The 15,141-nt window shown below is 76.2% G+C and carries 10 protein-coding genes; 4 read left to right on the top strand and 6 right to left on the bottom strand.

The window, feature by feature from the left end; translation table 11 throughout:
• Positions 1-2 precede the first annotated feature (2 nt).
• From Q0967_RS15520 to Q0967_RS15505, 4 genes are read right to left on the bottom strand one after another with little or no spacing between them, the layout of a single operon-like run.
• Positions 3-2,768, bottom strand: coding sequence for a hypothetical protein (locus Q0967_RS15520; protein ID WP_299450885.1), 2,766 nt, complete (start codon positions 2,766-2,768; stop codon positions 3-5).
• Entirely contained in the window at positions 2,769-3,872 is a 1,104-nt protein-coding gene (wecB, locus tag Q0967_RS15515) for a non-hydrolyzing UDP-N-acetylglucosamine 2-epimerase (protein WP_298752036.1), read from the bottom strand.
• On the bottom strand, positions 3,869-4,495 hold the full coding sequence (locus Q0967_RS15510; protein WP_298752038.1) for a hypothetical protein: 627 nt from the start codon (positions 4,493-4,495) through the stop codon (positions 3,869-3,871). The genes wecB and Q0967_RS15510 overlap by 4 nt, the downstream gene beginning before the upstream one ends.
• Positions 4,492-5,556 (bottom strand): glycosyltransferase, encoded by a 1,065-nt coding sequence (locus Q0967_RS15505; RefSeq protein WP_298752041.1) that lies wholly within the window; start codon positions 5,554-5,556, stop codon positions 4,492-4,494. Before Q0967_RS15505 ends, Q0967_RS15510 begins: the two co-directional genes overlap by 4 nt.
• A 90-nt stretch (positions 5,557-5,646) precedes the next feature.
• Here Q0967_RS15505 and Q0967_RS15500 point away from each other — a divergent pair, with 90 nt between their 5' ends.
• Genes Q0967_RS15500 through Q0967_RS15485 form a run of 4 tightly spaced genes read left to right on the top strand, consistent with a single transcriptional unit; the run spans position 5,647 to position 9,863 of the window.
• Positions 5,647-6,906: a nucleotide sugar dehydrogenase gene (locus tag Q0967_RS15500; protein WP_298752043.1), complete on the top strand. Its 1,260-nt coding sequence runs from the start codon at positions 5,647-5,649 to the stop codon at positions 6,904-6,906.
• The gene (locus tag Q0967_RS15495; RefSeq protein WP_298752045.1) at positions 6,903-7,817 is read left to right on the top strand and encodes an ABC transporter permease; all 915 of its coding nucleotides are present in this window, start codon (positions 6,903-6,905) and stop codon (positions 7,815-7,817) included. Before Q0967_RS15500 ends, Q0967_RS15495 begins: the two co-directional genes overlap by 4 nt.
• Complete coding sequence (locus Q0967_RS15490) at positions 7,804-8,733, top strand: ABC transporter ATP-binding protein (RefSeq protein ID WP_299450880.1); 930 nt, start codon at positions 7,804-7,806, stop codon at positions 8,731-8,733. The genes Q0967_RS15495 and Q0967_RS15490 overlap by 14 nt, the downstream gene beginning before the upstream one ends.
• Entirely contained in the window at positions 8,730-9,863 is a 1,134-nt protein-coding gene (locus Q0967_RS15485; protein WP_299450877.1) for a glycosyltransferase, read from the top strand. The genes Q0967_RS15490 and Q0967_RS15485 overlap by 4 nt, the downstream gene beginning before the upstream one ends.
• Here the strand turns inward: Q0967_RS15485 and Q0967_RS15480 are convergent.
• On the bottom strand, positions 9,813-12,947 hold the full coding sequence (locus tag Q0967_RS15480; protein ID WP_299450874.1) for a glycosyltransferase family 4 protein: 3,135 nt from the start codon (positions 12,945-12,947) through the stop codon (positions 9,813-9,815). The genes Q0967_RS15485 and Q0967_RS15480 overlap by 51 nt on opposite strands.
• Positions 12,937-15,015 (bottom strand): glycosyltransferase family 2 protein, encoded by a 2,079-nt coding sequence (locus Q0967_RS15475; protein WP_299450871.1) that lies wholly within the window; start codon positions 15,013-15,015, stop codon positions 12,937-12,939. The genes Q0967_RS15480 and Q0967_RS15475 overlap by 11 nt, the downstream gene beginning before the upstream one ends.
• Between the last annotated feature and the right edge of the window lie 126 nt (positions 15,016-15,141).

Raw genomic sequence — 15,141 nt, 5'->3', positions numbered from 1 at the left:
GCTCACTCTAGTGCGGCGCCCGGCAGCAGGGGCAGGAGCCGGTCGCTCCAGGGCAGGGCCACCCGGCGGGTCGACCCCGGCGCCGCGAGCAGGGAGCGCACCCGCCGGCCCGCGGCCTCGCCCGGTCGGTGGCCGAGCCAGAGGACCTCCTCGGCCGCGAGCGCCCGGTCCAGGACACGGGCCACCTCGGCCGGGTCCGCGTCGTCGACCAGGACCAGCCGCTGGTCGATCCCCGCCCGGAAGGCCAGGTCCCCACCGCTGATCATGGCCCGGGTGCTGTCGGTGCTGGCCGGGTGCCACCACGTCACCGCCTCGACCGGGGACCCCGCAGCACAGGACCCCGCAGCACCGGACCCCTCGCGGGGACCGGTCAGCAGCGGCAGGAGGCGCAGGAGGCCGGCCTCACCACCCAGCCCCAGCACCGGCCGGCCCCGTCGGTCGAGCAGCCGGGCGTGCGCGGCCAGCCGGTGCGTCCCGTCGGTGCCCGACGCGGTGGCGAGAGCGCCGAGGTCGGGCAGGCGGTCCGGCTGCCACCGCACCCCCGGGCCCGGGGTGGTCGTGCGCGCCAGCCGGTCGCCACCCACCGCGACGCCCTCACCGGCCCCGAGCGCCCTGAGCAGCGCGGGGTCGCCCACCAGGGCCGTGGCCTCCGCGCCGAGCCGCAGGTCCCAGCTGGGCAGCGGGTCGGTGAGGGCCCGACCACCCTCCGGCCCGCCCAGGACCACGGTCCACGACCCGCACAGCGCCGCGGCCCGTTCGGTCGCGGCGGTGAGGCCGGGCCCGTCGGCGAGGAGCCGGTGCAGCAGGTGCGCCACCTCCGCGGCGCTGTCGAGCCCGTCGGGGACGTCCACGGGGTCACCCAGCACGAGGACCCAGGCCGAGGCGTCGCCGGTGACGGCGCGGGGCAGGCCCGGGTGGGCCCACAGGCTCAGCCCGCCGTCCGGCAACGGGTGCCGGCGCAGGCCCTCGGGGGGCCGCCCGGCCGACCCGGGCGGCAGCACGGCGAAGGAGCGTGCGCCCGCGCGGGGCGCGGAGTCGCGGGAGGCGGTGGACCGGTCCGTCCGTGCGGTGACCACCGACCCCCCGTGGGTCCCGGGCCGCGGCGGGCCCCCGACCCGACGTCGCACCGCCCGGCGCAGCCGCCCCGCGCCCCTGCGGAGCCGCGAGGCGCCCGGGCCACGGGTGTCTCGCGTGCGGCTCGGGCGGGCGACGGTGGACTGGGCGCCCCCCGGGACACGCCGCACCCCGGCCTCGGCGACGAGCCGCTCGAGGAGCAGACGGTCGTGGCGCAGCGGGTAGGGCAGCGACAGCATGGTCTCCAGCAGGACGCGGTCGTTGAAGGGCAGCAGGATGCGGTGCCCGAAGTCCCCGTCCACGAACTTGTGCCACCCCCACCGCCCCATCCGCTGCTCCCAGTAGAGGACGTCGTAGTCGTCGAAGCCCAGCAGCGCGTCCGCGTCCATCGGCACCCGGTCGAGGTAGCCGCCGTAGAGCTCCTCGACGAGGTCGTCGCCGACGTCGGCGCCGCTGCCGAGGTAGAGCTCGGTGAGCCGTCGTGGCGTGAGGACGTGCTCGGGTCGGTGCCGGAGGAAGGTCGTCCCGGTCTCCCCGCCGTTGCTCTGCAGCTGCACGAGGTCGGTGGGCAGGTCGGCCCACATGGCGTGCGCCGCGCCCCGCGAGGGCAGCAGGGGGGCGTACGTGCGACGGTGCAGGACGTCGAAGGTCCCGTGGGCCGGAGGCTGTCGCCAGCGCAGGACGCGGTGCGGCAGGCCGAGCGCCCGGGCCACCTCCCGCGCCACGGTCACGTCCTCGACGGCGGCCGGGGCACGGGCGGCGTCCCGCGGGTTGAGGTAGGTGAAGGCGAACCCGCCGGCGCCCCGCAGGGCGGGCGCGGCCACGGCGGCGGTCACCCGGCTGTCCAGGCCGCCGGTGAGGCTGACCGTGGGTCGTCCCAGACCCGCGAGGAGCGCCGTGTGGGCGGTGATCCGCTCCCGGAACGCGGCATACACCGCGTCCACGTCCTCGGTCGCCACCCGGGGACGGAAGGGCCAGAATCGTCGCTGCTCGACCTCGAGGCCGTCCGCGTCGAGGCTCAGGCGCAGCAGCGAGTTGGGGACGAGCGCCTCCACCCCGAGGTATGCCGTGCGCAGCCCCGGCAGGTAGGTGACCCGGCCGGACCTGCGCTCGCGCAGCAGGTCGAGGAGATCCAGCGCGCGCTCGTCCTCGTCGAGGCCGAGGGCAGCGGCGACGAGAGCGGGCGCGCTCGCGACGGCGGCGCGGCGGGCGACGCGGCCCACGTGGACCGGTTGGCTGGCGTGGGTGTCGGGGACGACCAGGAGCTCCACCTCGCGGTGGGCGGCCGCGGGCGGACGGGCCTCGGCCACGCCGGTGCCCGCGCCGGGCGGCGGCCGGCGGCCGGCCAGCAGGGTCCAGCGTCCCCCCAGGTCGGCCGCCTCCCGGACCATCGCGTCCGTCCCCGACCGGGCCCAGGTCGTGGCGAGCCGGCTCGCGATGGCCGTGGGGTCGGTGATCCCGGCGGCGACGTCCACCGGGTGCCCCAGGAGGACCACGTCACGGTCGTCCAAGGGCCCCCTGGCGTGGCCGACGACGGTGCGCGGCTGCAGGTGCAGGGTGCTGCCGGGCAGGAGGCCGGGGAGCTGCCGCCATCCCCGGCAGTCGGCCGGCGCCCCGCCCTGCGCGTCCCCCACGAGCAGGAGGTAGCCGTGCGGGTGCGCGCCCAGCAGCACCGCCGCCTCGTCCACCTCCACTCAGGTCGCCCCCAGCGACCCGGCCAGCACGGCGGCGATCCGCGGACCGGCGTGGCCGTCCCAGAGCGGTGGCACCGGAGTGCTCCCCGCGGGGGGCCGCCCCGCGGCCAGGCGGCTCGCCACCGCCGCGGGGAGCTCGGCGTGGGTGGTCAGGGCGTTGGTGCCGTGGGTGATGGTCACCGGGCGCTCGGTGTTGGGCCGCAGGGTGAGGCAGGGCACCCCGAGGACGGTGGTCTCCTCCTGGACGCCCCCGGAGTCGGTCACCACGACGGAGGCGCCCTGCACGAGGGAGAGGAAACCGAGGTAGCCCAGCGGGTCGGCCGGCCGGATCCCCGGGTGGTCGAGCAGCCCGACGTCGAGCAGCCGCGGACGGCTGCGCGGGTGCATCGGCAGCACCACCGGGCAGTGGTCGGCCACCTGGTGCAGCGTGGCCACCGCCCGCCGGGCGTGCTCCCGGTCGTCGACGTTGCCCGGGCGGTGCAGGGTGGCCACGACGTAGTCGCCCTCCTCGGCCAGCCCCACCTCGCTGCGTGCCCGGGCCTGGTCCAGACGGCCCCGGTGCCGCAGGAGGGTGTCGATCATCGGGTTGCCCACCAGGTGCACGGTGGCCGGGTCGACCCCCTCGGCGCGCAGGTTGTCGGCCGCGTCGGCGCAGGTCACCAGCAGCAGGTCGCTGAGCCGGTCGGTGACCACCCGGTTGACCTCCTCGGGCATCGTCCGGTCGAAGGAGCGCAGCCCGGCCTCGACGTGCGCGACCGGGAGGTGCAGCTTGGCGGCCACGAGCGCCGCCGCCACGGTGGAGTTGACGTCGCCGTAGACGACCACCAGGGCCGGGCGCCGCGTGGTCATGACCTCCTCGAGACCGACCATGGCCGCCGCCGTCTGCCCCGCGTGGGTGCCGGAGCCGATGCCCAGGTCGACGTCCGGCCGGGGCAGCCCGAGCTCGGTGAAGAAGACCTGGCTCATCCGGTCGTCGTAGTGCTGCCCGGTGTGCACGAGCAGCTGCTCCACGTCGTGGGCACGGAGCGCCTGGAGGACCGGCGCCGCCTTGGGGAAGTTGGGACGGGCGCCCGTGACGTGCAGCACGAGCGGGCGCCCGGTCACCCGGCCCCCTGCCCCTCGTCCGCGGCGTGCACCTGCAGCTCGCCCGGCAGCCGCTCGCCCAGCACGCGCAGGAGCCGCTCGTCCGCCGGGTCCAGCCCCCGCTCGTCGGCGCGGGCGAGGTGCCACAGCTGGTAGTGGTCGACGATGCCGGCCACCCGCCGGGCCACGTGGTCCTCCCACCCGTCCGGGTCGCCGTGCGCGCCGCGGGCGAAGACCGCGCGCGGCACCACCAGCTCCACCGGGACGTCGTGCCGGCGGGCGGCGCCGAACACGGGGAGGTCGAGCACGAAGAGCGGCCGGAAGGAGAGCAGCTCGCGCTGCAGGCCGCACACCTCGTCGATCAGCCGCTCCGTGGCGGCCTCGTCCAGCCCGGTCGCCAGGACCCCCACCACCGGCAGCCGGGAGACGTCGGCGCCGCCGACGGCGCGCCCGGCCCGCATCGGCACGTCGACCTGGCCGGCGCCGTGGCGCGGGGCGAAGACGCGCCACGCCAGGTCGGACAGGGTCGCGCTGCGGCGCACGCGGGGGAGGACCTCCTCCAGGGCCAGGCGGTAGCCGGGCAGCCGGCGGCTCCACCGGGCGAGCGTCTGCTGGCGGCGTCGCTGGGCGGGGGTCGGGGTCATGCCGCTCCCGCCACGGCCAGGATGTGGTCGGCGGCGGCCTGGGCCCCGTTGCCCGGGTCGGCGTCCAGCGCAGCCGTAGCGAGCTCCCCGCCGCGCGCCAGCAGCTCGTCGACGAGGGGCCCGGCCGCGCCACCCGTGAGGGTGGGGGCGACGAGGGCCCAGCCCTGCCGGGCGGCCTCGCGCGCCCGGGCCTCCTGGTCGTCCAGCGAGGTGTGCGTGTTGGGGACGAGCAGGGTCGGCACCCCGAGCCGCAGGGACTCGTGGAAGGAGTTGTAGCCGGCCGCCGCGACGACGAGGTCGAAGGCCCGGTAGTGCTCGGACAGCGGGAAGTGCCGCACGAGGTGGACGTCACCGGCATACGCGCGCTCGGCGATCGCGGGGGCGGTGACGCAGACGCCGACCCCCCGCGCCGTCAGCGCCGCCGCGGCCGCCCCCACCTCGTCGTCGGTGTCGTTGATGTTGCCGGCCCCCAGCGAGACCAGCGCGAGGGTGCCCTCCGCGGGCAGACCGAGGGCCGCGCGCGAGGCAGCCCGCTCGTGCGCCTGGCCGGCGTCGACGAGGGTGACCGGAGGGACCCGTCGGACCGCCTCGTCGGGCACCGTGGCCGTCGCCCCGCGGTCCGCGGCGGCCGACAGGTCGCCGGGCTCGACCACCGCGTCGAACCAGGCCGCCTTCTCCAGCTGGTCGCTGTTGCGGCCCGCGCGCCACATCCCCCGCCGCGACCACACGGCGCGGGTCCGGGGGTGGCCGGCGAGGGCCTCGTCCAGCCCGGAGTAGGGGTGGGTGCCGTCGAAGACGAGCACGTCGGGGTCGACCCGGTGCAGGATCTCGCCGACCTGCTCGGCGAAGAGGCGCCGCCACGCCGCCGGCCGCAGCCCGGAGGCGCCCTGGGAGGCGAGGTACTCCCAGGGGAGGCCCTCGGCCTGCACGACCGGCACCGCCTGCGACAGCGACACCACGTGCCGGCGGACCTCCGGCGGCATCCGGCGCGCGTACGCCAGCAGCCGCGTCAGGTGCCCCATCCCCGCGCCGTTGCTGGACAGCAGGAGCACCGAGGACATACCGGCGATCATGGCACAGGGCGTTATGCTCGGGACGCGCCCGGCGGGCGCCCCCGACCCACCCTCTTGTCGTGAAGGAGACTGGCCACCGTGGCTGTCGACGCTGTCATCATCGGCCTGGGCTATGTGGGCCTCCCCCTGGCGCAGGAGGCGACCCGCGCCGGGATGAGGGTCCTGGGTTTCGACATCCACCAGGGCGTGGTGGACGACCTCAACGCGGGGCGTTCGCACGTGGACGACCTGGCCGACGCCGACATCGCGCAGATGCGCGAGGGGGGCTTCGAGGCGACGACGGACGAGGCGCGGATCGCCGAGGCCTCCACCGCGGTGATCTGCGTGCCGACGCCGCTGTCCCCGGACGGCGGCCCGGACCTGCGGGCGGTGGAGTCGGCGGTCGCGGCGGTGGCCCGCAACCTGCGTCCGGGGATGCTGGTCGTGCTGGAGTCGACGACCTACCCGGGCACCACCGACGAGGTGGTCCGCCCGGCGCTGGAGGCGGGCGGACTGGTGGCCGGTCAGGACTTCCACCTCGCGTTCTCCCCGGAGCGCATCGACCCGGGCAACACCAGCTTCGGGGCCAAGAACACCCCCAAGGTGGTGGGCGGGCACACCCCGGCGTGCAGCGACGCGGCGGCCGCGTTCTACGGCACCTTCGTGGACACGGTGGTGCGGACCAAGGGGACCCGTGAGGCCGAGACGGCCAAGCTGCTGGAGAACACCTACCGGCACATCAACATCGCCCTGGTCAACGAGATGACCCGGTTCTGCCACCAGCTCGGGATCGACCTGTGGGACGTCATCGACGCGGCCAGCTCCAAGCCGTTCGGGTTCCAGGCGTTCTACCCCGGCCCCGGGGTGGGCGGCCACTGCATCCCGATCGACCCGAACTACCTGTCGCACAACGTGCGTGCCCGCCTGGGCTACCCGTTCCGGTTCGTCGAGCTGGCGCAGGAGATCAACGCCGGTATGCCGGCCTACGTCGTCTCCCGCGCCCAGGACATCCTCAACACCGAGGGCAAGGCGCTCAACGGCTCGAGCGTCCTGCTGCTCGGGGTGACGTACAAGCCCAACATCGCCGACCAGCGCGAGAGCCCGGCGGTCCCGCTGGCCCGGCAGCTGGCCGCCAAGGGCGCGCGGGTGCTCTTCCACGACCCGCACGTGCAGGACTGGCACGCCGTCCCGGAGGCGGAGCGGGTGCAGGACGCCGCCGACGCGGCGGGCCGGGCCGACCTGACGATCCTCGTGCAGAACCACCGCGGCTACGACGTGGACGCGCTGGCCGACGCCTCCCGCACCTTCTTCGACACCCGCGGGGCCGCCACCGGAGGGGAGAAGGTCGTCCGGCTGTGAGCGCCGACCTCGGGCCCGAGCCGCGCCACCAACCCTCCGTCCTGCCCTACGCCGAGGCCGCCGAGCTGGCGCGCCGGCACGGCATGACGCAGGTCGCGGTGCGGCCCTCGCTGGGTGGCTACGTCCGGGAGATCTGGCGCTACCGCCACCTCATGTGGTCCCTCGCCAAGGGCGAGGTCGTCAGCCAGCACCGCGACAACTACCTCGGCATCCTCTGGTCGGTCATCAACCCGATCCTGCTCGGGGTGGCCTACTACCTCATCTTCGGCGTCCTGCTCGGCCTGGACCGCGACGTCGACAACTTCGTCGCCTTCCTCACCGTCGGCCTGTTCACCTTCTCCTTCATCTCGGCGACCCTCACCTCCGGGGCGCGCTCGCTGCTCGGCAACGTCGGGATGATGCGCTCGCTGGCCTTCCCCCGGGTGCTGCTGCCCGTCGTCAAGGTCATCTCCGAGTTCGTCAACAACATCCCGGCCTTCCTCGTCCTGGTGCTCATCGCCCTCATCACCAAGGAGCCGGTCACCTGGGAGTGGCTGCTCTTCCCGGTCGCGCTGCTCATCGTCGTCGTCATGGGGCTGGGCATCTCCATGCTCATCTCCCGCGCGGTGCACAACGTCCGCGACCTCGCCAACATCGTGCCCCTCATCACCCGGTTGCTGCGCTACGTCTCCGGGGTGTTCTTCTCCATCCAGGTGCGGTTCGCCAGCATCGACGACGCCCCGCGGTGGGTGGGCCTGCTGCTGGAGTACCAACCCGTGGCCGTGAGCCTCACCCTGGTCCGGGAGACCCTGCTGCAGGGCTTCGAGCTGCGCTGGCAGACCTGGGTCGTGGCAGCCGGCTGGGCGGTCGTCCTCTTCGTGAGCGGCTTCATCGTCTTCTGGCGGGGGGAGGGGACGTATGGCCGGGCCTGAGGACGCCGGCGGGCGCACCGCCGCGACGCCCACCACGGAGGACGAGCGGGTCCCCTCGGTCATCGTGTCGCACGTCGACATCCGCTACCGCATCTACGGCAGCCCCAAGCGCCCGGAGGAGACTGACGAGGAGGGGGCCGTGCGCCGCCTGCTCAGCCGGGGCGGGCAGGCCGGCCTGGGGGTGCAGGAGGTGCACGCGGTCAAGGACGTCTCGTTCGTCGCCTACCGCGGGGAGTCGATCGGCATCATCGGCCGCAACGGGTCGGGCAAGTCGACGCTGCTCCGCTCGGTCGCCGGCCTGGTGCCGCCGAGCAGCGGCACCATCTGGCTCGGGGGCCGCGCCGCCCTGCTCGGCGTCAACGCCGTCCTGCAGAAGAAGCTCAGCGGCCGCGACAACATCTGGATCGGCGCCCAGGCCCTCGGCCTCACGCCGGCGCAGGTCCGCCGTCGGATGGACGACATCATCGACTTCGCCGACATCGGCGACTTCATCGACCTGCCGATGAGCAGCTACTCCAGCGGTATGGCGGCCCGGCTGCGGTTCGCGATCTCCACGGCCGTGGTCCCCGACATCCTCATCGTCGACGAGGCGCTCGCCACCGGCGACGAGCACTTCCGGGCCCGGGCCACCGAGCGCATCGAGGAGATCCGCGAGCAGGCCGGGACGGTCTTCATCGTGGCCCACAGCCGCAAGCGGATCAACCAGCTGTGCACGCGGGTGCTGTGGATGGACGACGGGCGGCTGCTCGGCGACGGGCGTCCCTCGGTCGTCAACGGCCTCTACGGCCGCAAGTACGGCCGGCACCGCCAGGTGTGGAAGGAACGCTACGAGCAGATCGAGCGGGTCATGAGCGAGCAGGGCCCCGAGGCGGCCCGTGAGCTGCTGCGCAGGTGGGAGCCGGAGGGGAACTGGTGAGCCCACGCCGGATCCTCGTCGTCACCGTCGTCCACCACCCGGACGACGCGCGCATCCGGCACCGCCAGGTCGCCAGCCTGCTGGAGGCCGGCTGGGAGGTGACCTTCGCCGCGCCCTTCGAGGGGCACGGCGTCGAGCGCCCGACGGACGTGCCGGGGCTGCGCACCGTGGACGTCACCCGGTCCACCGGTCGGCGCCGGCTCGCCGCCCAGCGGGACGCCCGCCGGGTGCTGCGCGAGCTCGGGCCCCGCCACGACGTGGTGCTGCTGCACGACCCCGAGCTGGTCCCGGCCACCCTCGGCATCGCGCTCCCGGTGACGGTGTGGGACGTGCACGAGGACACGAGGGCCGTCGTCGCCCTGCGCTCCTGGGTGCCCGACCGGTTGCGCGCCCCGCTGTCCTCGGTGGCCTCCGCGCTCGAGCGCAGCGCGGAGCGGCGGATGGTCCTCATCCTGGCCGACGAGGAGTATGCCGACCGGTTCGCCCGCGAGCACCTCGTCGTCCCCAACACCACCCCGGTGCCGGCCGACCCGCCCCCGGCCGGGACCCCGGACGAGCAGGGGCGCCTGCGCGTCGTCTACCTCGGCAGCCTGGCCCGCGAACGCGGCGTCGCCGAGCTCGTCGCGGTGGGGGAGCAGCTGCACCGCCGCACCGGCGGACGGGCGGTGCTCGAGGTCGTCGGGCCGGCGCACGGCGCCGCCGTCACCGCCGAGCTCGAGGAGGCCCGGGAGCAGGGGCACCTGGAGTGGACGGGGTTCCTGCCGGCGCGCGAGGCGCTGGCCCGCCTCGACGGGGCCCTCGCCGGGCTGTCGCTGCTGCACGACGTCGCCAACTTCCGCCCGAGCATGCCGACCAAGGTCGTCGAGTACATCGCCCACGCGGTCCCCGTCGTCACGACGCCGTTGCCGCGGGCCGTCGACCTCGTCGAGCGCAGCGCCGCGGGGGTCGTCGTGCCCTTCCACGACGTGGAGCAGACCGTGCGGACGCTGCTCGGCTGGGTGGAGGACCCCGCGGCCGCCGCGGTCCTGGGTCGCCAGGGGCACGCCCTCGCCGCCCGGGAGCTGGACTGGGCCGTGCACTCACGCGCCTTCGTCGACGCCATGGACCGGCTGGCCGACGCGCCCCGCTGAGGGCGGCCGCGCCCTGGTGGCGATCTCGTAGACCTCGTCGTAGCGGGTCGCGATCGCGGACCAGGTCCGGTGCTCGCGCACCCACGCCCGGGCGGACCGGGCCATCTCCGCCCGGCGGGCAGGGTCGTGCAGGAGCTCGGCGAGCACGTCGGCGAGCGCCTCGGCGTCGCCCGGCGGGAAGGTCGCCCCGCGCTCGCCTCCGCCGACGACCTCCAGCAGGGCGGGGAGCGCCGAGACCACCAGCGGCAGGCCCATGGACATGGCCTCGTAGGGCTTGAGCGGGGTCACCAGCCGCGCCGCCCGCTCGTCGATCCGGGGGACGACGAAGACGTCGAGGAGGGCGTAGTAGTCGCCGACCTCCTCGTGCGGGACCTGCCCGGTGAGGACCACGTGCTCGGCGACCCCGCGCTCGGCGGCCAGCCGCTCCAGGGCCTCCTGTCGCTCGCCACCCCCGACGAGCAGCGCGCTCACGGCGAGTCCCCGGCCGCGCAGCACCGACACCGCCTCGACCAGCGTCTCCTGGCCCTCCCGCGGGTGGTCCAGGTTGCTCACGTAGCCGACGACCAGGCCCTCGCCGAGCGCGAGCCGCTCGCGCAGGTCGGCCCGCGGGGCGCGCGGCCCGATCGCCTCCGCGTCCACCCCGTTGGGGACGACCACGACCCGCGCCGGGTCCGGCCTGCGGCCGGCCCGGGTCGGGGGCCGCTGCACGATGTCCTCGCGCATGGACTCGCTCAACGTCACCACCGCATCGGCCTCGGTGAGGACCCGGGTCTCCAGCTCGCGCCGCAGCCGGTAGAGCTCGCTGCGGGTCGCCCGCCCGACGTCGGAGGTCCACACCGCCTCGAAGAGGCCGCGGACCTCGTAGACGACCGGTATGCCGGTGGCGCGGCCGACGGCGAGCGCGACCAGCGCGAGCTCGTAGCCGCGGTGCCCGGAGTGGGCGTGCAGGACGGCCGGCCGGTGCTCGGTGACGACGTCGAGCAGGCGACGGGCGAAGGCGTCGAGGTGCTGGTCGGGCGCCTCCCGGTCCGGTACGTCCGTGCGGGTGAGCCGCAGGTGGGGGACGCCGCCCACGTCCTGCACCGGCGGCGCCGGCTCGTCCGGGAAGTCCAGGGCGGTGGCGGCCAGCACGTCCTCGCCGGAGCGCCGGCGCTCGCGCAGGAGGTAGAACGAGCGCACGGCATACCCGCTGGTGCGCTGCGGGAGGGAGGCCTTGAGCACGTGCAGGACCCGGCCGGGGACCGGGTCGACCGGGCGGGGTGCGAGGTCGCCGGGCCACCAGTTTGGGTCGAACTCGCGCAGCCGGCCCTCCTGCTCGCGGACGAGCGTCGCGACCAGGGGCCGGTCGTCGGTCGCGGCCCAGCGACGCAGGACGGCCAGCCGGGCGCCGGGCTCCCCGGCCTTGGTCGCCGTGAGGGCCGCCTGCTGCAGCACGGCGGGTCCGACCGCGCCGTCGGGACGGTCGAGCAGCTCGTGGACGAGGGCCATGGCGTCCTCGTGCTCGCCGGCCCTCGTCCGGTCCGCCAGCCGCCCGACGTCGCCCAGGACGGCCTCGCGCAAGACCGTGGCGGCGTCCTCGGGCGATCCCTCCGAGCGCAGCGAGCCGAGCCCGGGCACCACCTCGACGACCGCTCCCGGCGCCAGCCCGCGGACCAGGTCACCGGACGCGTCGTCCTCGACGAGCAGGCGCTCCACCCGTCCGGTCTCCAGCAGCGGCAGCCACGGGGCGTCGAGGTCCTCCGGGCGCAGCAGGACCAGGAGGCGGGCGCTGACGGGGGCGACGAGCGAGGCCAGGACGGCGCGCTGGTCGGCGCCGTCGACGAGGACGACGTCGGGCCGACCGTCCTGCACCGCCGCGGTGAAGGAGGGGTATGCCGGACCCGGCGTGCCGAGGCCGGCCCGCAGCCGGGCCTCCACGAGGGCGTCGGGGACGCCGTCCCCGCGCAGCGAGGAGGGGACGGCGCCGTCGCCACCGCCGAGCAGGGTGAGGTCCACCACCGGGGAGACCCGCAGGGCCGTGCGCAGCGGCGGGCCCGAGCCCTCCTTCGGCAGGACCAGGACCCGGTGGTGCGAGCTCGGCTCCGGTGCGGCGTCGGCACCTGCCGCGCCCGCCGCGGCTGCCCTTACGGCGGTCTGCGGCCGGGCACGGACGGGGTCGGTGAGCGCCCGGCCCGTCCGGCTGCCCTGCAGCAGGTCGCGTGCCGAGAGGGCTCCTCCGGGGGGCAGCAGACGCAGCGCGAGGGCCGCCCAGCGCGCGGCGGTGCCGGGCTCGGCCTCCAGCACGCCGTCGGCCGCGGCGAGCAGGTCGGTGGCCGCCTCGACGGCCTCGCGCGGGTCCGTGCCCACCCGCCGCAGGTGACCCCGAGCACCGCCGGAGGCGGCGGCGTGCCGGGCACCGGTGCCGCTCCCCCCGAGGACCGCCCAGGCGCGCAGGACGACGTCGTCGGCCCCGAGCAGCGGGACGAGGGCCTCGACGAGGACCTGCCGCTGGGGGTCGTCGAGGGTGGTCCAGGGCACCAGTCGGGCGCGCTCACGGACCTCGGGCGTCGGGGAGCCGTCCCCACGGAGCAGGCGCACGGCCGCGCACAGGGCGTCGAGCTCGTCCTGCGGCAGGCTCGCGCGGCGCCGCGGGGGGCCTGCCGGGAGCCACCCCAGAGCGACCTGGGCGGCGGCCGTCCGCACCGGCGCCGCCCCGACGGCGACGCGGGTGGTCGGGGCCAGGGCCCGGGTGCGGGCGGCGACCGCCTTCGCGCCGGGGCCGAAGACCAGGACGAGGTCCGCCGAGCGCACGGCCGGGAGGAGCCGCGGGTCCAGCCGCGCGGCCAGGGCCGCCCGCGGGCCGGCGGGCAGCAGCCTCCCGGTCACCCGCAGCGGCGCCCGCTGCCACCGGGGCCGCCCGTGCCCGGCCCGCAGGACGGTCCGGCCGGGCACCGGTCCCGCACCGGGCCCGGTCTGCAGGATGGTGAGCGAGGGGAGCAGGACCTCGAGGTCCCGGACCAGCGCGGCATGCTCGTCGGGGTCGCCACCGACCAGGACCAGGACCGCCGGCCGGTCGCCCTGCCCGGCCGCGGGGTCAGCCGGCACCGCGGACCTCCGTCGTCGCCGTCCGGGCGACGTGCGCCGACCGGGGCCCCGCGGGGGGACCCGGTGCGGGTGGGTGGCCCCCGTCCCGCGGCGAGGACCCGTGCGCGTGCAGGTCGAGCCCGGGCAGCGCCCGGCGCAGCCCGGCCTCCTCGTCGTCGTCCAGCCACGGCGCCACGACCCAGCGGGGCCGGACCCCCCACCAGGAGCGCAGCACGTCACCGGCTCCCAGGAGGTCCTCCGGGAGGCCGGAGGCCCCCGGCCGCACGCTCTCGGTGCCGAGCCAGACTTCCACCGCACCGGCCTGCACGCGCACTCCCTGCCCGGCCAGCAGGGCCAGGACCGAGAGGTCGAGGACGACGAGCCGGTCCACGGTGATGTCGTCGGTCCGGGAGAGCAGCCAGGCCCGGCCGTCCAGCAGGGCGTCGTCGAGGCCCCGGTCCAGCTCGGCGCGGCGCACCCCCGCGGCGGCGTGGCCCTCCTGGTGCCACAGGCCGACCAGGGGCCCGGGCGGGTCGGTCCGCAGCCGTCGCTGGAGCCACGCGCTCGCGCGGCTGGTGGGGGGCGCCGAGAAGGAGCCGAGGTATGCCGTGGCCAGCCGGTCCGGGACGAGCGCGCCGACGGGGAGCCCGCGCGTCCAGCCGCGGGGGACGGGGAAGGGCAGCGCGCCGAGGGTGGCGTCGTCGACGGTGACCTCGCCCTCGTCCCGCCGGCGCCTGCTGAGCCGGCGGTGCCAGGCCATGAAGCTGGAGCGGAAGGCGCGACGCTCGGGGGCGGCCCAGGAGAAGGTGAAGTCGCCCCGGGAGAGCGAGCCGGCCCGCAACCGGGTCACCGCCAGCGGCAGCTCCACGTCGACGATCTGGCCGTGCAGCCGGGCCACCCGCTCGGCGAACTCGGAGTCGGCTCCCTTGCGCACCGGCAGGAACCCGCCGGTCCGCTCCAGGATGCTGCGGCGCAGCAGCAGGGAGGAGGCGTTCTCGCGCACCGCCCGGTAGCCCAGCCACTGGTGGGTCAGGTCGTCCTTGGCCCGGACCGCGAGGCTGCGGCTCATCGGGGCCTGCGGACCCGCCTCGACCAGGGCCTGCACCTGGTGCTCGATGCGGCTCGGGTGCGACCAGTCGTCGGCGTCCTGGAAGGTGATGAGGCTGCCCCGCGAGGCCTCGATCGCGGCGGCCCGGCCGAGGTAGGAGCCTCCGTTGCGCTCCATCGTCAGGACCCGGACCCGGGGGTCGAGCGCCGCCGCCCGCGCATACACCTCCGCGTAGTCGGGTCCCGAGCAGTCGTCGACCACGACGATCTCCAGCTCGGGGTAGGTCTGCTCGGTGATGGAGCGCACCGCGGTCAGCAGCCCGGTGTCCGGGCGCCAGCTGGGCATGATGACGGTGACCAGCTCGCCGGCGGTGGCCGAGCCCGGCACCGGGCCGGGCGCCCCGAGCCGGTCGAAGGGGCTGGGTGGCCCGCCGACGTCGACCGCGTCGTCCCCACCGACCGGGCGCAGCCGCGGCGCGGCGAGACCCCGCTCGGCGAAGCGGGTGCCCAGCAACCGCTCCCACCCGGCCTCCGGCAGGGCCACGGTGCTCGCCCCGTGCGGGTTCGCCAGGTCCACCCGGAGATAGAGGTCGGCGTCGGGGTGCAGACCCTCGGCGTCCGCCAGCAGCTGCTTCAGCTGCTCGTGGCGACCGGCGAGGTAGAGCGTCTGCAGCGCGGTCATCCGTAGCTGCGGGGAGACCCACGACAGGCCCTCACCCCGCCACAGGGTCTCCACCACCAGGGCCGCGGCCAGCAGCTCCTCCTGGGAGCGCAGCAGACCCGCCCACACGAAGGCGACCCCCGCGAGCGCCCGGCGTTGCGGGGTCGCGCGCAGGCATACCCTCGGCACGCTGTCCCCGAGGACGGCCGCGAGCAGCGTCGACGCCGTGTGCCGCCCCGTGCTGGCCCGGCCGGCGAGCACCTCGAGGGCGTCCGGGGAGCGGTGCCGGAGAGCCAGGTGGAAGAGCGCTGCCGGGTCGTCCCCGGCGGGACCGTGCCCCAGCTGCCAGGCGAGCCACGACGGGACCGGATCGGTGCTCATGGGGTGGACAGCTCTCCCTCGGGCTCTCGGGTGCGTCGTGCCGGGCCGGGGCGCCCGGCCCCGGGGTACAGTGAACACCGTCTGGCCCGGTGCCGGAACTCCGACACCCCACCCCGTGCAGGAAGG

Source organism: uncultured Serinicoccus sp. (assembly GCF_947500995.1).
GTDB lineage: Bacteria > Actinomycetota > Actinomycetes > Actinomycetales > Dermatophilaceae > Ornithinicoccus.
This window is presented reverse-complemented; position numbering and strand designations above follow the sequence as displayed.

Excerpts from the sequence above, each read along its gene's own strand:
- Q0967_RS15510 (WP_298752038.1), bottom strand. The coding sequence starts at position 4,495 with ATGACCCCGACCCCCGCCCAGCGACGCCGCCAGCAGACGCTCGCCCGG.
- Q0967_RS15505 (WP_298752041.1), bottom strand. The coding sequence starts at position 5,556 with ATGTCCTCGGTGCTCCTGCTGTCCAGCAACGGCGCGGGGATGGGGCAC.
- Q0967_RS15490 (WP_299450880.1), top strand. The coding sequence starts at position 7,804 with ATGGCCGGGCCTGAGGACGCCGGCGGGCGCACCGCCGCGACGCCCACC.
- Q0967_RS15475 (WP_299450871.1), bottom strand. The coding sequence starts at position 15,015 with ATGAGCACCGATCCGGTCCCGTCGTGGCTCGCCTGGCAGCTGGGGCAC.